The organism is Pseudomonas sp. PDM18, from assembly GCF_014852585.1.
Lineage (GTDB): Bacteria > Pseudomonadota > Gammaproteobacteria > Pseudomonadales > Pseudomonadaceae > Pseudomonas.
This window is the reverse complement of sequence record NZ_JACVBX010000016.1, coordinates 123,622-142,319: the sequence shown is the minus strand read 5'-3', so window position 1 is coordinate 142,319 and position 18,698 is coordinate 123,622. Positions and strand designations below refer to the sequence as shown.

The 18,698-nt window shown below is 66.7% G+C and carries 14 protein-coding genes; 2 read left to right on the top strand and 12 right to left on the bottom strand.

The annotated features are described in order from the left end of the window. From IB274_RS26335 to IB274_RS26295, 9 genes are all read right to left on the bottom strand, one after another. A partial coding sequence (locus IB274_RS26335) for a filamentous hemagglutinin N-terminal domain-containing protein (protein WP_192435735.1) occupies positions 1–4,984 on the bottom strand: 4,984 nt, incomplete at its 3' end. Positions 4,985–5,040: 56 nt separating this feature from the next. Next, complete coding sequence (locus IB274_RS26330) at positions 5,041–6,741, bottom strand: ShlB/FhaC/HecB family hemolysin secretion/activation protein (RefSeq protein WP_225615037.1); 1,701 nt, start codon at positions 6,739–6,741, stop codon at positions 5,041–5,043. Positions 6,742–6,908: 167 nt separating this feature from the next. Continuing rightward, on the bottom strand, positions 6,909–7,157 hold the full coding sequence (locus IB274_RS26325) for a hypothetical protein (protein ID WP_081519030.1): 249 nt from the start codon (positions 7,155–7,157) through the stop codon (positions 6,909–6,911). Between the two features lie 327 nt (positions 7,158–7,484). Next, positions 7,485–8,663, bottom strand: a complete 1,179-nt coding sequence (locus IB274_RS26320) for a gamma-butyrobetaine dioxygenase (protein ID WP_192435734.1) — start codon at positions 8,661–8,663, stop codon at positions 7,485–7,487. Between the two features lie 10 nt (positions 8,664–8,673). After that, positions 8,674–9,606 (bottom strand): alpha/beta hydrolase, encoded by a 933-nt coding sequence (locus IB274_RS26315; RefSeq protein WP_192435733.1) that lies wholly within the window; start codon positions 9,604–9,606, stop codon positions 8,674–8,676. A gap of 6 nt (positions 9,607–9,612) precedes the next feature. Then, the gene (locus tag IB274_RS26310) at positions 9,613–10,089 is read right to left on the bottom strand and encodes a thioesterase family protein (RefSeq protein WP_192435732.1); all 477 of its coding nucleotides are present in this window, start codon (positions 10,087–10,089) and stop codon (positions 9,613–9,615) included. A gap of 82 nt (positions 10,090–10,171) precedes the next feature. Then, positions 10,172–11,137 carry an L-carnitine dehydrogenase gene (locus IB274_RS26305; protein WP_192435731.1) on the bottom strand — a complete coding sequence of 322 codons (966 nt, stop codon included), beginning with the start codon at positions 11,135–11,137 and terminating at the stop codon, positions 10,172–10,174. Positions 11,138–11,261: 124 nt separating this feature from the next. Beyond that, the gene (locus tag IB274_RS26300; protein ID WP_192435730.1) at positions 11,262–12,146 is read right to left on the bottom strand and encodes a 3-keto-5-aminohexanoate cleavage protein; all 885 of its coding nucleotides are present in this window, start codon (positions 12,144–12,146) and stop codon (positions 11,262–11,264) included. A 73-nt stretch (positions 12,147–12,219) separates the two neighbouring features. Then, on the bottom strand, positions 12,220–13,158 hold the full coding sequence (locus IB274_RS26295; protein WP_192435729.1) for a choline ABC transporter substrate-binding protein: 939 nt from the start codon (positions 13,156–13,158) through the stop codon (positions 12,220–12,222). A 225-nt stretch (positions 13,159–13,383) separates the two neighbouring features. Here IB274_RS26295 and IB274_RS26290 point away from each other — a divergent pair, with 225 nt between their 5' ends. Further along, a complete protein-coding gene (locus IB274_RS26290) occupies positions 13,384–14,343 on the top strand; it encodes a GlxA family transcriptional regulator (protein WP_192435728.1) in 960 nt (319 codons plus the stop codon). 309 nt (positions 14,344–14,652) lie between these two features. After that, positions 14,653–15,123: a DUF1348 family protein gene (locus IB274_RS26285; protein ID WP_192435727.1), complete on the top strand. Its 471-nt coding sequence runs from the start codon at positions 14,653–14,655 to the stop codon at positions 15,121–15,123. 169 nt (positions 15,124–15,292) lie between these two features. Here the strand turns inward: IB274_RS26285 and IB274_RS26280 are convergent, their stop codons facing one another. The 3 genes from IB274_RS26280 to IB274_RS26270 form a co-directional block, all read right to left on the bottom strand. Continuing rightward, positions 15,293–16,921, bottom strand: a complete 1,629-nt coding sequence (locus IB274_RS26280; protein WP_192435726.1) for a GMC family oxidoreductase — start codon at positions 16,919–16,921, stop codon at positions 15,293–15,295. Between the two features lie 140 nt (positions 16,922–17,061). Further along, a complete protein-coding gene (locus IB274_RS26275; protein ID WP_192435725.1) occupies positions 17,062–17,895 on the bottom strand; it encodes an ABC transporter ATP-binding protein in 834 nt (277 codons plus the stop codon). After that, positions 17,883–18,689: an ABC transporter permease gene (locus tag IB274_RS26270; RefSeq protein WP_192435724.1), complete on the bottom strand. Its 807-nt coding sequence runs from the start codon at positions 18,687–18,689 to the stop codon at positions 17,883–17,885. The genes IB274_RS26275 and IB274_RS26270 overlap by 13 nt, the downstream gene beginning before the upstream one ends. Between the last annotated feature and the right edge of the window lie 9 nt (positions 18,690–18,698).

Below are 18,698 nucleotides of genomic sequence, written 5' to 3'. Positions count from 1 at the left end.
AGCCGGAGTTGAGGAACTTGCCCAGGTCGGTGAGGGCCGGGTTGGTTTCGATGAGGTAGTTCGCGCCGGGATCGGTGGCGCGGATGAACAGGCCGTACTGGCCCTGCGGCAGGCGGAAGGTGTCGGCGGCGGTTGGGTCGACGGCGGCGAAGGGCACGCCAGTGTAGTCGACGGGAACGAAGCTGATCTGCTGGCTGCCGTCGGCGGCGGTGTGGGTGACCGTCTCGACGGTTTGCGGACCACGGGCCTGGGCGTCGCTGCTGGCCTTGTTGATGGTGAGATTGATGGCACCGGTCTGCTGCCCCAGTTGGCTGCCGGCCAGTTGCCCGGTGAGCTGGGCCAGGGTGTAGTCGGCGATGGTGCCGTTCTGCAGGTTCTGGGCGACGTTGAGATTGACGCGGTTGCCGGCCTGGAGGGTGGCCGGGGCGGTCTGGTCGGCGTTGTCGGTCCAGGTGATGACGGGCGTGCCGACGACCCAGCGATCGCCGCCATAGACGGTCCAGAGCTGGTCGTAGAGGTCCTGGTCGAAGATGCCCTGGGCCATCTGGGTGTTGAACTGGCGGGCCAGGCGTTCCATGGCGTCCCACTGGCCGGTGGGGATCTTGCCGTAGTCGCCGGAGACGGTGTTGATGACCAGGACCTTGCTGCCGGTGCGCGAGGCACTGCCCTGGTTAAGCAGGGAATCGGCATTGATGGTCAGGTCGCCGTTGGCGGCGATGGTGCTGTTGCGGTTCTCCACCGAGCCGGCGTCGATGGTCAGGTTGCGGCCGGCGGTGAGCCAGGCGGCGGGGCTGTTCTGGGTGATGCGTTCTTCGATGGTTTCTTCGACGTTGATCTTGCCGCGCTTGAAGGAGTCCCCGCCGCCGCAGTGCTGGCCGCAGCGCACATCGAACTCGCCGAAGCTGGTGCTCTGCTCGAAGGCGAATACGTCGCGGACGTTTTCCAGGCTGGCGACGTTCAGCTGGATATCGCCCTGCGCTTCGATGGTCCCGGAGCGGTTGGAGAAGCTCTGCGCGCGGCCGCCGTCCTGGCCTGCGAAGTCGAGGCTGCCCTGGCTGTAGAGGTCGCCGTAGCGGTTGCTCAGGCTGGCCGCGCGCAGGGTCATGTCGTCGCCGCTGAACAGCAGGCTGTCCGCGCCGTTGGCGATGCTGCCGCTGGTGAGGGTCAGCGCGCCCAGGGCGCCAAGGGTGCCGTCGTTGATCACTTGCGCAGCGTTGGCGCGCAGGGCCTGGTTGGCGATCAGCCAGCCCTGGTTGTCCAGGGTGCCGGCGAGATTGAGCTGGGTGTCCAGCCCGCTGGCGATGCGGCCGCCGCGCTGGGTCAGGTTGTTCGCGGTGATGCCGAGCTGCTGCTGCGCGGACAGCACCCCGCTGTTGTATAGGTCGCCGGCGCTGGTGAAGGTGAGGTTTCCGTCGCTGAGCAACTCGCCCTGGTTGTTGAGGTAGGCGGCGCTGAGGATCAAGTCGCTGGCGCTGGCGATTCGCTCGCCAGCGCCGATGTCCAGGCCCTGTTGCAGGCGCAGGTCGAGAACGCCGTTGAGGCGCATCTGGCCGATGCCGGACAGGCTGCCCAACTGCCACAACCCGCTGCCCAGGCCGCTGATCGAGCCGCCACCGGACAGGTTGGCCGCATCGAGTTGGAACAGGCCGGTGCCGGCGTGCTGGATATCGCCCTGGGCGTTGAGCAGGGAGGTGCCGCTGCTGAGTTCGAAGGCTTCACTGGCCACGCCAATGCTGCCGCCCTGGTTGTTCAACTGGTCCGTGCTGCGGATATGGCTGTTGTCACCGCCCAGCGCGCGCAGGCGGCCGCCCTGGCTGTTGTCCAGGGTGGCGCTGTCCAGGGCAAGATGGCCGGCCGATTCGATCAGGCCACCGTGGTTGTCCAGGGCACCACTGCTATTGAGGGTGACGCTGCTGCCGCTGATCTGCCCGGCGCTGTTGTCCAGGCCCTGGCCATCGACGCTCAGGTCGCCCTTGGCGAACAACTGGCCGCCGCGGTTGGTCAGGCTGTCGACCAGCAGTTCGAGCTTGCCGAGCAGGCCGGCGATGATACCGGCGTCGCCGTTGTTCTGGCTGTTGTCGAGGCTGGCGGCGGTGATTTTCACCTTGTCGCCCTGCACGGTGCCGGCCTGGTTCTGCAGGCTGTCGGTAAGCTCAGCAGTGAGCGAGCCGCCCTGTGCGTAGATAAGGCCGCGCTGGTTGTTCACCGTGTTGGCGCTCAGCGAAAGCCCGCTGGCGCCAGCCAGCAGCCGGCCGGAGGCGGAGTTGTCGACGGAGCCGGCCAGCAGGTTGATACGCTCGCCGCGCAAGGTGCCGCCCTGGTTGTTCAGGCTTGCCACCGCGCGCGTGAAGGTCAGCGCCTGGTTGCCGGCGTCGATCAGGCCGGTGGCGTTGTTCAGTACCCCGTCGAGGTTCAGCAGAACCTCGGCGCCATTGCTGACCAGGGCGCCGCCCTGGCTGTTGTCCAGGTCGCTGCCGCGCACTTCAATGCGCTTGCCGAGCACCACGCCACCGCGGTTTTCCAGTTGCGGCGCCTGCAGCTCGATGGCGCCATCGCTCTGGATGCGCCCCTGGTTGCTGGACAGGCGTTGCGTCGCGGTCAGGCTCACGCCGTCGGCGCCAGCCACCACCAGACCCTGGTCGCTGGTGTCGATAGTGGAAGCGCTGGCACGGATGCCGTCGCCGACGATGCGGCCGGCGCGGTTGTCGAGCGCTCCGGCAACGGTCAGCAGCAGCTGCGCACCGGCCAGTGCGCCTTGGCGGTTGTCCAGGCTGCCGGCGCTGATATCGAGGTTGCCCTGCTGTGATTGCAGGCGGCCCAGGCTGTTGTCGAGGGCGTTGCGCACCATCAGCTTGAGCAGGCCGTCGGCACTCAAGGTGCCGTTGGCGTTGCCGCTTAGGCGGCCAAGCTTCACATCGAGGGTGTTGGCCAGCAGCAGACCCTGGCTGTTCTTCAGCTCGTCGGCGTTGAGCTGCAGCGCGTTTTGCGCCTGCAGCCGACCGCCCTGGTTGTCGAGGGTTTGCGCGGTGAGGCTCAGTTGCTTGGCAGCGAGGGTGCCACCACTGTTATTCACGGCGCCGGGCGTGATGAGGGTGAACGAGTCGGCGATCAGTTTGCCGGCGGCATTATTGACGCTGCCAGCCTCCAGCAGCAGGACGCCAGTGGCCTGGGCAAGGCCGTTGCCGTTGTCGAATACGTTGTCCAGCTTCAGCGTCAGGTCGCCCTGCTCGGCGCTGATGACGCCCTGGTCGCGGTTGTCCAGGCTGCTGCCGGTGATGTTCAGGCGATTGCCGACCAGTGTGCCGGCGCGGTTATCCACTGCGCTGGCTTTAACCGTCAGGTCGCGCGCGGCCTGGAGTTTGCCGCCCGCATTGTTCAGCTCGCCCTGGCTGATCAGGGTCAGGTCGCCCTGGCTGCTGCCGATCACGCCGGCCCCGTTGTCGATACGCTGAGCATCGATGCGCGTGGTGCCGCCGACGATGCGGCCTTGCTGGTTGTTCAGCGTGCCGCCGGTCAAGGTCAGGCTGCCGCCGTTCACCTCCAGGCGCCCGTTGCGGTTATCCAGGGTGGCGAAGTTCAGCGCGGCCGTCTGGTTGTCGGCAAATCGAATCAGGCCGCCCAGGTTGGCGACGCCGGGAGCATTGAGCAGCAGGCTCTGTTCGCCGATCAGTTGCGCGCTGGCGCCCAGGTTGTTGAATTGCGCGGCCTGCAAGGTGACCTCGCGGCCTTGCACGCTGCCACGGTTATCCACGGCGTTGCGCGCGCTGAGGGCTACGCGATCGGCATAGACCTGCCCGGCGTTGTCGACAGTGCCGGCGCTGAGGTTTGCCGCGCCGGTGGCATCCAGGCGCCCACGGTTGCTGACAGACTCGGCGGTGATATCGAGGTTCTGGCCGGCGATGCGCTGCTCGCCATCGATGCCGCTGACGATCTGGCCATCGTTGGTCAGTTGCGCAGCCTTGAGCTGGACCTGCCCACCGGCCGCCAGGCTCTTGCCGACCGACAGTTGGTCGTTGGCTTCAAGATTCGCCGTGCCGCTGGCATAGGCCGGCCCGCTCAGTGCGATGTCCTGCGCTTTGGCTTGCAGGCTGCCGGCGGCGGTGACCTTCGCCAGACTGAGTTGGCCGTTGGCGTCGATCTGGATGTCGCCGGCGCTGGCGGCCATGTTGCCGGCCAGTTTCACACCCACACCCTGCTCGGTGCCCACCAGGCGGATGGCGCCGGCGTACATGCCGCCCAGCGCGGAGCTGTCGATGGCCAGTTGCGGCTTGGCGCTGCCATCGTCGGCCTTGGCGGTAGCGACAAGGGTCTCGGCGTCCACCTGGTTGCGGCCGGCAACGACGGTGAGCTGTTTGGCGTAGAGGTCGGCGTTGAGCTTGGCGCTGCGGGTGATCAGCTCGAACTGGTCGAGGTTGCTGGCATTCAGGCCGGCGCCTTCGACGGTGATCTCTCCGCCGTCGACGTCATAGCCGCTCAGGCGCTCGCCGTCCATCAGCGGCTTGCCGGTGGTCAGCGTGGCGCGCGGGGTATTGATGAAGCCGCAACCGTTGCAGGTGATGCCGTGGGGGTTGGCGACGATGACGTGAGCGGCCTGGCCGGCCACTTCGGTGTAGCCGCGCAGCTGCGAGGGGTTGGCCCCGGTGACTTCGTTGAGAATCTTGTTGGCCGCGCCGCCCTTGAGGTTCGGGTTGCCGACGATGATTCCGCCAAGCTGGGTGGACTGGGTCTTGCCGGTGGCGTTGTTGAGGATCAGGCCATTCTGGCCGACGTTGTAATCGCTGAATTTATTGTGGGAGAGGCCCGCGCCGTTCGGCGTGGCGATGTTCACCACGGGCACGCCATTGCCCGCCGCACCCAGGTGCGTGTTGCCGCCAGCAGCGGCATCCACCGCCAGTTCGGCCGCGGCCGCGACGATGGGGTTGAGGATCAGGATGCCGGCAAGCACGCTGGCAATGGCCTGGTACAGCGGGTGGCGTACGTCCATGTGGGAATCTCCCAAGTGCCGGCAGATGCCAGCTACTAGCTAAAGAGCGAATCGGTTCAGAAGAAGACGTCGAGGCGGAAATACACCGGGTGCTCGCGTCGTTCGATGAGGTCGGGGCGCTCCAGCGAGCGCGCCAGGGTCACGGAGGCGGCGGCGTACTGCCCGCGCGCGCTGAACTCCAGGCCATGGCCGCTCATGCGCCCGGAGAGGCCGGGGTTGTATTGGCCATGCTCGATGGCGCCGAAGTCGTACGCGTAGGCCACCCCGTATTCCTGCACCCAGGGCAGCAGCGGCTCCCAGGTCACGGCGCGGCGCCAGCGCAGCTGGTTGCGCCAGTAGTAGCCGGAGTCGCCGGAGAGGGTCTGGTCCTTGAAGCCGCGGATCGAGCTGAGGCCGCCCAGGCTGATGCGCTGGGGGCTGTAGAGCACGTCTTCGCTGTGCTGGCCGGTGGCGAGGCTTTCGAAGCTGAAGGCTTCGTCCCACAGCTTGAAGGGCTGCAGGTAGCTCAAGGTCAGGCTGTATTTGTTGTAGCGAGCGGTGGGGCTGCCGTGGGGTGCGCCCGACTCGTCGTCCTGCGCACCGAAGGCACCGATACCACGCTGCCAGCCGATGTCGGCGTTGACGAAGGCGCTGCCGATACGCCGGCCATGGTTGAAGCCCAGGCTGAATTCGCTGAGGTGGGTGCTGGAGACGTCGAGCAGGGTGTCGTCGATGTAGTTGCGCGTGCGCTGGTGGCTGAGGCCGAAGTTCACCCCGGTCTTGCTCACGTCGTCGCGGTGCAGCACGCGGGCGGCGCCCAACTGGTGGGTCTGGTTGTCGCCGTCGTATTTGAAGGCGAAGCCGGCATCTTCGTTGCGGGTGCGGTAGTAGTTGCGGCTGTAGCTGTAGTTGAAGGTCCACCAGCCGTAGGGAACGCTGTACCACAGGCTCTGGTTGTCGGAGTGCTTCCAGTGGTCGCTGACCACATCCTCGCCGTAGCGCAGGCCGAACTGGTCGGCCAGGCCCAGCGGACTGTCCCAGTCGAAGCCGACGCCGGCCTGCTGTTCGCCGGAGGTGGAATCGCCGTTGTTGTCGCGGCTGGCGGAGACGCGCCAGGGTTTGCTGCGCTCGCCCTTGAGCTGCACGCGGCTGCCGCCTACTTCCTTGCCCGGTACCAGTTCCATCTGCGCCTGACGCGAGGGCAGGCGGTTGATCTGGTCGACCAGCTGTTCCAGGTCGCGCAGGTTCAGGGCTTCCCCGGTGGCGCCGGGAAAGGTCATGGCCAGCTCGCGTTCGCTGGCCAGCTCCGACTGGTCGAAGCCTTCGAAGCGCCCCTCGACCACGATGATCTTCAGTTCGCCACTGGAGAGGTCCTGCTGCGGCAGATAGGCGCGAGTAGTAACGAAGCCGCGCGAGAGATAGTGGTCGGTGATGCCCTTGAGCAGCTCGTTGAGCTGGTTCACTCCCAGGCATTTCTCCCGATACGGCGCCAGCAGCTTTTCCCGAGAGCCAGCGTCGAGGTGCTCGGCGCCTTCGAGGCTGATGCTGCGGACAGTGAAGCAACGGGTGTCCGGCGCGCTGGTCGCGGGCGCCTCGACCGGCGCCTTGCCCGGGAGCTGCTGGAGCTCCTCCAGGCGCTGGCGTTGTTCGCGCAGCAATTGTTCCTGGCGCTGACGCTGAAGGTCGTTGTCACCCGGTGAGGGGAGTGGCGCGGCAAAGCTTGCCGAGGCACAGCAGAATGCCAGGACGGGCATCCAGCCACGGTAGAGAGCATGCATCCTTACGATCCCTGTCTTCTGGCCTTACGGCCAGTCCGTCCAAAAAAACGGACTGGATCATATTTGATACATGATGCCCTTAGGCCATTATCCAGACGAACTGTAGGCCATTTCCCAATTTCCGGGAGATGCAGCGCACAAACGACGCTTGCCTGTGCGCCTGATTGTCACACTTTGGGGACCAGCGCCGGCAGCAATTGCCGGGAGATCGCCTCGCGCACCGCAGGCAGCAGCGTCGCGTTCCCCGCGAGCATTTCCTCCACCAGACGGCGCAGCGCCAGCGAGCGCTCCGGGGTCAGGCCACGCACCGCGTATTCGCAGGCCTGCTCGGCGGTGATGCCCGGCGGCACGGCAAAACCCAGCGCTTGCAGGCGTTCGCGGAAATCGTCCTGGTCGATCAGGTCGGCGTGCATCATCGCGGGTCTCCTTGGGAGCGGCAGGGGTCTGCATCGATTCTGGTAAGCCCGGCGAGGCGCGGCAAGCACCATGCCGACGGAATGTCCGCGGCGGGCAAGCGCAGGTCGCTTTCGGCTAACCGAGGCGGCGACGCGACGCGCAGACTGGCTTCCATACCCTGCAGCCGGCACCGGCTCGGTTGCAGGGCCTCGCACACTGAGAGCCCGAACCGGCTCGATTTGTCCCCTGCCGCGCGTCGGGCGCCGCAGGGGATTTTTTTGTCCGGCTGAAGGTGATTGTCGTAGGAGCGAGGGGGACGCCATCGCTCCTACAGGTAGCTCCGCGCCTCAGAGGTCGCGCTGCAACACCAGGATGCGCGACAGCAGTTCGTCGCGGTCGATGTAGCAGCCCTGCAGGTGGCGTTCGCCGCTGGCAGGGTCGAAGGCGGTGCGGGCGTGCAGGGTGCGACGGTTGTCGAAGCACCACATCTGCCCGGCGCGCAGCTTCTGTTGCAGGCGGAAGCGCGGTTCACGGGTGAGCGTGAGGAAGGCCCGCCAGGCGTGATACAGCGCATCCATGCGCTCGGCCGGGGCGTCGAAGGGGCCGCGCAGGAAGTTGGCGATGCGGATTTCGCTGATCTCGCCCCGCGCGTCCAGGGCGATCACCGGCGCCAGGCAGCGGTAGTCGCTGCGGCGGTCCTTGTTGCGAAATTCGATGGGCATCTCGCAGAGCGTGCGGAAGTCTTCCGGCGCTTCGTCGCGCAGTGCCTGGGCGATGGCGAAGCCGTCGACGAACACGCTGTCGCCGCCGTCGGCGTTGTTCACCAGGCAGTGCAGGAATTGCAGTCCCGGTTGCAGTTCGCGGGTCGGCAAATCGGTGTGCAGCGGCAGGTTGAAGGCGGTGTAGGCGTTGCTGTCGGCGGCCGCGGCCTTGGACTTCACATCGAACAGCACACCGAAATTGGTCTCCCGGATGAAAGCGATGCGCTGGGCGATGCGGTGCAGGGAGCCGGGCGCGGTGGGCACGCCATCCACGCGGCTGAGACCGAGGTCGCGCAGGGCGAGCATCCATTCCAGCAGCGCGGAGTCGTCGTCCATCAGTTGGTCGTGCTGGAACACCGGCACCTCGAAGTCACGGCGCCAGACGCGGGTGGTCTGGTGCGCGGCCAGGCGTTCGGCGCGGGACTCGTCGTCATAAGCATGCGCGCGCAGCCAGCCGGGGTCGAAGCGGCTGCGGTGGCCGTCCTGCCAATCGATGCACAGCTGGCCCTGATCAAGGCTGGCGCGGGACGGGGCGAGGTTCGCGGGGACGTCGATGATCTCCAGCACCTGCTCGCGGGTGACGCTGTAGACGCACTCGCCGCAGGGGCAGTTGTCGCGCAGCCACTGGTGGTGGAAAGGGCTGACGCGGCCGTCGGCCCAGAGCACTTCGAGGCGATTCTCCAGCGGGCGCAGGCTGGCCAGTGCGGCGGTCAGCCGGTAAGTGCGCCAGTCGGCGACGCCGGGGTTCTCCAACGTGGTCTGCATGCATTCCTCCTCATCGACTCAGGCTGCGGCGCAGGGCCGCGATCAGGGCGCCGCGCAGGGCATCCACTTCCGCCACGCGCCGGGCGCGCAGGCAGCCGTGGACGAGCCCGGCACCGGGGAAGTAATCCACCGCCACGCCGGCTTCGCGCAGGCGGTCGCGGTAAAGCGCGCCGTCGTCACGCAATGGGTCGAACTGGGCGACGGCAATAAAGGCGGGTGGCAGGCCGCCGAGGTCTTCGGCGAGCAGCGGCAGCGCCAGCGGGTCGCGCCAGTCGGCGGGGCGCGAGAGGTACGCGGCGAGGTATTCGTCGACCGCCGCGCTGGTCATCAATGGCGCGTCGGCGCAGGTGGTGCGCGAGGGCGTGTCGAGGTTTCCCAGCGCGGGGTAGATCAGCGCCTGGACCAGTGGCAGCGCTTCGCCAGCGCCGCGCAGGGCCAGGCACAGCGCGGCGGCGAGGTTGGCGCCGCCACTGTCGCCAGCGACCGCAATGCGGGTTTTATCCACAGGCTCGCCGAGGCGGTCCTGGTGAATCCGCCACCAGGTGTCGAGGCAGTCGTTGAGGGCGGCGGGATAGGGATGCTCGGGCGCCAGCCGGTAGCTGATGGCGACCACCAGCGCACCCAGTTCGACGGCCAGGGGAATGCAGATCATGTCGTGGGTACGGGCATTGCCCAGCACCCAGCCGCCACCGTGGATGTAGAAAATGGTCGGCCAGCCATTGGCCGGCGGTGCGCCTTCAGGCCGGTAGAGGCGCAGCTCGACCAGGCCGTCAGGCTGCACGTCGCGGACCAGCAGGCCCGGCGGAACCGCTGGCGCGAAGGCGGCAGCCATGCGCTCGTAGTTTTCCCGCTGGGCGTCCAGCGTGGGGCCTTCCAGCGGGTGGGCCTCCGTCTCGGCGACGAAGGCCTGCATGGCATCGGACAGCGGATAGCGGCAGCTCACGGCGAATCAGCCCGGCAGGCCGATGACGCGGCCGACGTAATCCGGGCGCGGCAACGGGCGATGGGCCTCGGCCAGCGCCAGCACACGCTCCAGCACCACGCCTTCGAAGGGCGCCGAGCGCGCGCCGCCTTCGAGGTTCACGTGCAGCAGCATCTGCTCGCTGGCGGCCAGGGCGAGGTCTTCGTTGGCGCGGTGCAGGCTGTGGAAAACGTGCAGGCGTTTGCGGTCGTGGGCGATCAGCTGGGTGCGCACTTCGACCTTCTCGCCCTCCTTCACCTCGTGCAGGTAGTTGAGATGCACTTCGAGGGTGAACAGTGAATCGTTGGTCGCCGCGCGGTGGTCCGCGTCGAGGCCGAGGTAGTCCATCAGGGCGTCGGTGGCGTAGCTGAACAGCAGCAGGTAGAAGGCGTCGCGCAGGTGGCCGTTGTAGTCGGTCCACTCGGCCAGGATGGGGGTTTCGTAGGTTTTCAGGGTTTGGGTCATGTTCGCGTCCGAAGAGCCCCTCTCCCCAGCCCTCTCCCTGAAGGGAGAGGGGGTGGTTTGGAGCCAATGATGAACCGTGAGGTTAGTCGGCGAAGGCGAAGCCGTGCCTGGACTTGGTGTCCTTGATGGCGCCGAGCACCGCCAGCAGGCAGTCGTCGCGGTAGCGTTCCAGCTCGGCGATGCTGCGGCTGCCCTGCTGCTCGGTGGTGCCTTCGACCACACGGTCGATCAGGGTGTCGGTCAGCTCCGGGGCGGGCAGGTAGGTCCATGGCAGTTGCAGCGCCGGGCCGAACTGGGCCATGAAGTGGCGCATGCCTGCGTTGCCGCCGGCCAGGGTGTAGGTGAGGAAGGTCCCCATGAATGACCAGCGCAGGCCCGCGCCGAAGCGGATCGCATCGTCGATCTCGCCGGTGCTGGCAACACCGTCGTTGACCAGGTGCAGCGCTTCGCGCCAGAGGGCTTCGAGCAGGCGGTCGGCGATGAAGCCGGGGACTTCCTTGCGCACATGCAGCGGCCGCATGCCGAGGGATTCGTAGACCTGGATGGCAGCCTGCACGGCTTCCGGTGCGGTCTTTGCGCCGCCGACTACTTCCACCAGCGGCAGCAGGTAGACCGGGTTGAACGGGTGGCCGACCACGCAGCGCTCGGGGTGCGTGGCATCGGCATAGAACTCGCTGGGCAGCAGGCCCGAGGTGCTGGAACCGATCAGGGCATTGGGCTTGGCGGCGGCGCTGATCTTGGCGTGCAACTCGCATTTCAGGTCGAGGCGTTCGGGAGCGCTTTCCTGGATGAAGTCGGCGTCGCGCACGCACTCTTCGATGGTGGCGACGAAGCGCAGGCGATCGGGCGAGGCGCCGGGGGCGAGGCCGACCTTCTCCAGCGCCGGCCAGGCGTTGGCGATGCGCGCGCGCAGCGCGGCTTCGGCGCCAGGGGCAGGGTCCCAGGCGATGACGTCGAGGCCATGGGCCAGGGCGCGAGCGACCCAGCCGCTGCCGATGACGCCGCTGCCGAGGGCGGCGAAGGTCTTGATTTGGGTGATGAAGGACATGGGTGGCTCCGGAAAGTGGGCGGGGCGTCGGGTTCTTCGTAGGGCGCATAACGCGCAGCGTTATCCGCCGATCCTGGTCGGCGGCGGATAACCCGTTCCGGGTTTTTCGCCCTACGGTTCGCAATCAGCGTGGTTTGAGGTTCATCTTCCTGCGCCCTTCGGCCGGGGTCAGGGCGCGGCCGCCGAGGCGCTCGATGATCTCGACGGCGCGTTCGACCAGTTGGCCGTTGCTGGCGTGCACGCCACGGTCCAGCCAGATGTTGTCTTCCAGGCCGACCCGCACGTTGCCGCCCAGCAGCATGGCCTGGGCAACCATCGGCATCTGCGAGCGGCCGATGCCGAAACCGGCCCAGGTCAGGCCGTCGGGGATGTTGTCGGCCATGGCCTTCATGGTCGTGGTGTCGGCCGGTGCACCCCACGGGATGCCGAGGCATATCTGGATCAGCGGGTCTTCCAGCAGGCCCTCCTTGAGCATCTGTTTGGCGAACCAGAGGTGGCCGGTGTCGAAGATTTCCAGCTCGGCCTTCACGCCCAACTCGGTGATGCGCTTGGCGCCAGCGCGCAGCTGGGCCGGGGTAGAGACGTAGATGAAGTCGCCGTCGCCGAAGTTCAGGGTGCCGCAGTCCAGGGTGCAGATTTCCGGCAGCAGTTCCTCGACGTGCTTGAGGCGCTCCAGCGGGCCGACCAGGTCGGTTCCGGCGCCGAACTCCAGCGGCTGTTCGCCCTGGCCGATCTGCAGGTCGCCACCCATGCCGGCGGTGAGGTTGATGATGACGTCGGTGTCGCTCTCGCGGATGCGTTCGACCACTTCGCGGTAGAGGTTCACGTCGCGGCTGGGCTTGCCGGTCAGCGGGTCGCGGACGTGGCAGTGGGCGACGGTGGCGCCGGCCTTGGCGGCCTCGATGGCGGCGGCGGCGATTTCCTTCGGGGTGACGGGAATCGCCGGGTGCTTGCCGACGGTGTCGCCGGCGCCGGTCACCGCGCAGGTGACAATGACTTCGTAATTCACGGTGGCAGTCCTTCTTCGGGTCGAACGAACCCACTGCGCGCCGGGCGACACGCAGGGAGTTACTGGTAGGGGGTTACTTCAGCGAGGCCTGGACAGCGGCGAGGCCATCCTTGCCGTCGAAGGTGGTCACGCCCTCGAGCCACGCCTTGAGCGGCTCGGGGTTCTGCTTCAGCCAGGCCTTGGCGGCGTCCACCGGCTGGCTGCGGTCGAGGATCGGCACCATCACCTGGCTCACCTGCTCGCTGCTGAACTTGAGGTTGTGCAGCAGCTTGGCGACGTTGCCGCACTGCGCCCGGTAGCCGCCGGCGGTCATGATCGAGACGGTGGCGGAGCCTTCGTTGGGGCCGAATACGTCGTCGCTGCCGGTAAGGTATTTCATGTCGATCTGCAGGTTCATCGGGTGCGGCTTCCAACCGAAGAACACCACCCACTGCTTGCGCTTGATGGCGCGCTTGACCGCAGTGAGCATGCCGGCCTCGCTGGACTCGACGATCTGGAAGCCTTTCAGGCCGAACTTGTCCTTGGCGATCATGTCCGCGGTGATGCGGTTAGAGCCGCTGCCGGGCTCGATCAGGTAGATCTTGTTGCTCAGCTTGTCCTTGAACTTGGCGATGTCGGCGAAGGTCTTCAGACCGCCGTCGTAGACGTAGCTGGGTACAGCGTAGGTGGACTGCGCGTCAGGCAGGGTCGGCGGGGTGATCACGTCGATCTGCTGCTTGTCGAGGTAGGGTTTGGCCACCGGCTGCATGGTCGGCTGCCAATAGCCGAGGAAGACGTCGAGCTGCTTGTCGGCCATGCCGGCAAGGATGATCTGCTGCGAGGCGCTGGTCTGCTTGACCTTGTAGCCCAGGCCGTCGAGGACGGCTTCGGCCACGGCACTGCTGGCCACCACGTCGGTCCAGTTCACCGTGCCCATACGTACGTTCTGGCACTGGGCGGGCTCGGCGGCCCAGCTGGTGCCGGCGGCGAGCATGAGCGCGGCACAGCCGAGCGCTTGGATCGTTAGCTTCATGACTTCTCCCTCAAGGCCTTTGCGGCGTTGGTTATCGTTGTTGTGTGTCATGCAGCCCTCACGGGGGCTGTGGTGATCAAGTTACGCAGCTGCAGGGCTGGTGAATCGCACTGCGGCGACCAGCTCTTGCACAACAGCGACCTCCCCGATTGCCAGGGCGACGTCCTTGGTTCATAAGCATGGGCAGGCTGCCACTACGCTGCTCCGAATCGCACGGTACCCGCCATGTCCCAAGACTTCTGGTTCCTGCTGTTGCCCGGTTTTTCCGTGATGGGGTTCGTTTCCGCCGTGGAACCGTTGCGGGTGGCCAACCGCTTTCGCAGCGAGCTGTATCGCTGGCACCTGATGAGCCTGGACGGCGGCCCGGTGCTGGCCAGCAACGGCATGTCGATGAACGCCGACAGCGGCCTGGAGGCGCTGCGCGAAGGCGACACGCTGCTGGTGGTGGCCGGCTTCGAACCGCTGCGCGCCTGCACCCCGGCGCTGCTGCACTGGCTCAAGCGCCTGGACCGCGAAGGCGTGACCCTGGGCGGCATCGACACCGGCAGCTTCGTGCTGGCCGAGGCCGGGCTGCTGCAGCGCCAGCGCTGCACGGTGCACTGGGAGGCGCTGGACGCCTTCCGGGAGACTTATCCACAGGTGCAGGCGACCCAGGAGCTGTTCGAGATCGACGGGCCGCGCATCACTTCCGCTGGCGGCACCGCGTCCATCGACCTGATGCTCGACCTGATCGCCCAGGCCCACGGGCCGGAGCTGGCGGTGCAGGTCTCGGAGCAATTCGTGGTCGGGCGCATCCGCACCCGCCAGGACCACCAGCGCCTGCAGATCGCCAGCCGCTACGGGGTGAGCAACCGCAAGCTGGTGCAGGTAATCGGCGAGATGGAGCGCCACACCGAGCCGCCGTTGACGACTCTGGAGCTGGCCGAACGCATCCAGGTGACCCGGCGCCAGTTGGAGCGCCTGTTCCGCCTGCACCTGAACGACACACCGTCGAACTTCTACCTCGGCCTGCGCCTGGACAAGGCGCGCCAGCTGCTGCGCCAGACCGACATGAGCGTGCTGGAGATCGGCGTGGCGTGCGGCTTCGAGACGCCCTCGTATCTGTCGCGCAGCTATCGGGCGAAGTTCGGGGTGTGTCCGAGCCAGGACCGCGTGGGGTTGCGCAAGGTGGTGGCCAGGGCCTGAAAACCCGTAGGGCGCATAACGCCTACGGCGTTATCCGCCGCCATGGCGGATAACCCGTACCGGGTTATGCGCCCTACTTGTCTGGATGGCCGAGGCCGATTCTGTAGGAGCGAGGGGGACGCCATCGTTATTGCTCGCGAACTGCCCAGCCATAGCGCCGCCGGTTGACGCTGTTCGCGAGCAAGCTCGCTCCTACGAAAAGCAAAAAGCGATTGGCAATATCTGTGGGATCACCGTCATTTACCCCATTCAGGGTCGGGCGGAGTATGGACACCAGGCACCCACCCCTCACTGCCTCTGGAGATCACCATGAGCGAAGCCCGTCCCCCTCTGCCGCCCTTTACCCGCGAAACCGCCATCCAGAAAGTCCGCCTCGCCGAGGACGGCTGGAACAGTCGCGATCCGCATCGCGTGTCGCTGGCCTATACGCCGGACAGCCGCTGGCGCAACCGCGCGACCTTCGTCCAGGGCCGCGAGCAGATCGTCCCGTTCCTCACCGCCAAGTGGGTGCGCGAACAGCAGTACCGGCTGATCAAGGAGCTCTGGGCCTTCACCGACAACCGCATCGCCGTACGTTTCGCCTACGAATGGCACGACGACTCGGGCAACTGGTTCCGTTCTTACGGCAACGAGAACTGGGCATTCGACGAGAACGGCCTGATGTACGAACGCCACGCCTGCATCAATGACCTGCCGATCAGCGAGGACAAGCGCCTGTTCCATTGGCCGCAGGGCCGCCGGCCGGACGATCATCCGTCGTTGAGCGAGCTGGGGCTGTAAGGCAGTTACCCACAGGGACGCCCGTAGGATGGCGTGGAGCGAAGCGATACCCATCGTCAGCCGATACGCACTGTGGAAAACCCTGTAGGGCGCATAACGCGCCAGCGTTATCCGCCGCAAAGGGCCGGCGAATAACCTGTTCCGGGTTATTCGCCCTACCACTGCGCTATCAGGCCGGGACTGCCTGGGCGGGAGCGGCCGACGTCGCGCTGCTCTCTTCCAGGATCATCGCCGCCGCGCGCTCGCCGAGCATGATGCAGGGCGCGTTGGTGTTGCCGCTGATGAGCGTCGGCATGATCGACGCGTCCACCACGCGCAGGCCTTTCAGGCCATGCACACGCAGGCGCAGGTCGACCACCGCCAGCGGATCTTCACCCATCTTGCAGGTGCCCACCGGGTGGAACACGGTGGCGGCGTATTCGCGCAGGTGTTCCAGCAGTTGCTCGTCGGTCTGCACTTGCGGGCCGGGCAGCATCTCGGCGCCACGGATGCTGTCGAACTCCGGCTGGGCGAGGATCTTGCGCGCCAGCTTCACGCCCTCCACCAGCACGCGGCCGTCTTCTTCGTTGGCGAGGAAGTTGTAGTCGATCTCGATGTCGCCACCAGGCTTCACGCGCAGCTCGCCGATGCTCTTCGGGCGCAGCACGCAGGTGTGCACGGCGTAACCATGGCCCCATTCGAACAGACGGCCCCGATGGCTGCGGTAGCCGGGCACGAAGTGGAACTGCACGTCAGCCAACTCGTCCGCCAGCGGGGTGCGGGCGAATCCGCCGGCCTCGACGTAGTTGGTGGTCAGCCAACCCTTCTTCGCCAGCAGGTACTTGAACGGCGATAGCAGGATCTGCCCCAGCGAGCCGAGGGAGAAGCCCAGGCTCAGCGGGCTCGGCGAGCGCACGGTGACCAGGCCGTCGAGGTGGTCCTGGAGGTTCTTGCCCACGCCCGGCAGGTCGTGTTGCACCGGGATGCCGGCGGCTTTCAGCTCGGCCGCCGGGCCGATGCCGGACGCCAGCAGGATCTGCGGCGAGCCGAGGGAGCCAGCGCTGAGGATCACCTCGCGGCGCGCCAGCAGGCGTTCGCCGCTGCGCAGTTCGATGCCGGTGACGCGCTCGCCTTCGAGTAGCAGGCGGCCCACTTGGCGGTCGGTCAGCACGGTGAGGTTCGGGCGTTGCAGCGGCGCGACGAAGGCACGGTAGCTACTCAGGCGCTTGGCGTCCTTCTGGGTCACGTTGTAGATGCCGACGCCTTCGAACTCGCGGCCGTTAAAGTCATCGTTGCGGCGCAGGCCCAAGTGCGCAGCGGCCTTGATGAACAGGTGCGACAGTGGGTTGGGGTCGCGCGGCTTGTCCACTACCAGTTCGCCCAGGGTGCCGTGCAGCGCCGGATCCTGGCCGAGCAGGTTGCGCTCGGATTTCTTGAAGTACGGCAGCACATCCTTCCAGCCCCAGCCGGGGCAGCCCTCGGCTTCCCAGCGGTCGTAGTCGGAAGCGTGGCCGCGGATGTAGATCATGCTGTTCATCGAGCTGGAGCCGCCCAGCGCCTTGCCGCGCGGGCAGTGCAGCGAGCGGTTGTTCAGGCGCTTCTGCGGCGCCGAGTAGAAGTTCCAGCTGAACACCTTGCTCTTGTACAGGGTGATTGTGCCGGCCGGGGTCTGCACGCGCGGGCTGGCATCGCTGCCGCCGGCCTCCAGCAGGCACACGCGCACCGATGGGTCGGCGCTCAGGCGATTGGCCAGCACGCAGCCGGCGGAGCCGGCGCCGACGATGAGGTAGTCGTAGGTGGAATCGTGGTTTGAAGACAAGGCGGGGCTCCCAATGAGTCTTGCGTGAATCGCAGAACCCCTCACCCCAACCCTCTCCCGAGGGGAGCGGGGGCCGAACGGTGCTGCAGCGGATCACCGCATCGGCCGGCGCCCTGCAGGAGGCGCCAGCCAGCGGCAGGTCAATGCGCTTCTTCCAGATCGTCGTGCAGCAGCCCGAGGATCTCGCGCTTCATCTCGATGAACTGGCGGTCCATGACCATGTCCAGCGAGCGCGGGCGCTCGATGGGCACGTCGAGGATCTGCTTGATGCGGCCGGGGCGGGCACCCATGACATAGACGCGGTCGCCCAGCAGGATGGCCTCGTCGATGTCGTGGGTGACGAACACCACGGTCTTCTTGCTGTGGTCCCACACGCGCAGCAGCAGTTGCTGCATCTGCATGCGGGTCTGGCTGTCGAGCGCGCCGAAGGGCTCGTCCATCAGCAGGATCTGCGGGTCGTTGGCCAGCGCGCGGGCAATCGCCACGCGCTGCATCATTCCGCCGGAGAGCTGCTTGGGGTAGTTGTTCTCGAAGCGGCGCAGGCCGACTTCGTCGAGGTAGTAGTCGACGATCTCGCGGCGCTCGGCCGCCGGCATGCCGCGGCGTTTCAGGCCGAACTCGACGTTCTGGCGCACAGTGAGCCAGGGGAACAGGGTGTAGCTCTGGAACACCATGCCGCGGTCGGCACCGGGGCCGTCGACCAGTTGGCCGCCGACGTAGATATCGCCCTCGGTGGGCTCGGACAGGCCGGCGGTGAGGTAGAGCAGGCTCGACTTGCCGCAGCCCGATGGCCCGACGATCACCGCGAACTGCTGGTCCGGGACCTCAAAGGAGACGTTCTCCAGCGCACTGAAGGTGCCGCCGTCCGGCGTGCGGTAGCGCAGGCTGACGTTCTCCACCCGCAGGCGGGCCGGTGTGGCGCTTTGCTGACCGGTCACGGCGGGTTCTTCCTGCTTGATCGCTACTGCGCCCATGACGCCACCTTCAGTCGGATGAATCGGAAGAGTTGGTCGGTGATCAGGCCCAGCAGGCCGATGATGGCGATCGCCAGGAAGATCACGTCGACCTGGAAGCCACGCATGGCCTTGAGGCTGATGTAGCCCAGGCCGCTGGAGGCGGCGACCAGTTCGGCGACCACCAGGTAGGTCCAGGCCCAGCCCATGGTCACGCGCAGCGTGTCGAGGACGCCGGGCAGCGAGGCCGGGCCGAGCACATGGAGGACCACGTCGCGGCGGTTGCATCCCAGGGTGTAAGAGGCGTTCACCAGGTCCTTGGCGACGCCACGGGAGACGTCGGCGATCATCACCAGTTGCTGGAAGAACACGCCGAAGATGATCACGGTGACGCGCTGTTCCAGGCCGATGCCGATCCACAGGATGAACAGCGGTACGAAGGAGGTCACCGGCAGGTAGCGGATGAAGTTCACCAGCGGTTCGAGGAAAGCCTGGACGATGCGGAAGCTGCCCATCAGCAGCCCCAGCGGCACCGCCACCAGCGAGGAGATGACGAAGCCGATCATCACCACCTTGACGCTGGCCATCACGTGGGTGGCGAGGGTGCCGTCGCTGGCCAGGCGCACGCCGGCCGCGAGTACCGCGTCCGGGGTCGGCAGGAACATCGCCGGGACCACGCCGCCGTAGGAAAGCCCGGCCCACAGGCCGAACACGAGCAACCAGCACAAGGTGCCGGCGGACCAGACCAGCTTCAACGGCAGGTCGACCTTGGGCGTCAGGCAACGGCTGAGCCAGGATTGCGAACGACGAGGCATCGCGGATTC

Bases quoted from the DNA above. Each gene is read 5' to 3' on its own strand.
- IB274_RS26330 (WP_225615037.1), bottom strand. From the start codon at position 6,741: ATGCATGCTCTCTACCGTGGCTGGATGCCCGTCCTGGCATTCTGCTGT.
- IB274_RS26325 (WP_081519030.1), bottom strand. From the start codon at position 7,157: ATGATGCACGCCGACCTGATCGACCAGGACGATTTCCGCGAACGCCTG.
- IB274_RS26320 (WP_192435734.1), bottom strand. From the start codon at position 8,663: ATGCAGACCACGTTGGAGAACCCCGGCGTCGCCGACTGGCGCACTTAC.
- IB274_RS26310 (WP_192435732.1), bottom strand. From the start codon at position 10,089: ATGACCCAAACCCTGAAAACCTACGAAACCCCCATCCTGGCCGAGTGG.
- IB274_RS26305 (WP_192435731.1), bottom strand. From the start codon at position 11,137: ATGTCCTTCATCACCCAAATCAAGACCTTCGCCGCCCTCGGCAGCGGC.
- IB274_RS26295 (WP_192435729.1), bottom strand. From the start codon at position 13,158: ATGAAGCTAACGATCCAAGCGCTCGGCTGTGCCGCGCTCATGCTCGCC.
- IB274_RS26290 (WP_192435728.1), top strand. From the start codon at position 13,384: ATGTCCCAAGACTTCTGGTTCCTGCTGTTGCCCGGTTTTTCCGTGATG.
- IB274_RS26285 (WP_192435727.1), top strand. From the start codon at position 14,653: ATGAGCGAAGCCCGTCCCCCTCTGCCGCCCTTTACCCGCGAAACCGCC.
- IB274_RS26275 (WP_192435725.1), bottom strand. From the start codon at position 17,895: ATGGGCGCAGTAGCGATCAAGCAGGAAGAACCCGCCGTGACCGGTCAG.
- IB274_RS26270 (WP_192435724.1), bottom strand. From the start codon at position 18,689: ATGCCTCGTCGTTCGCAATCCTGGCTCAGCCGTTGCCTGACGCCCAAG.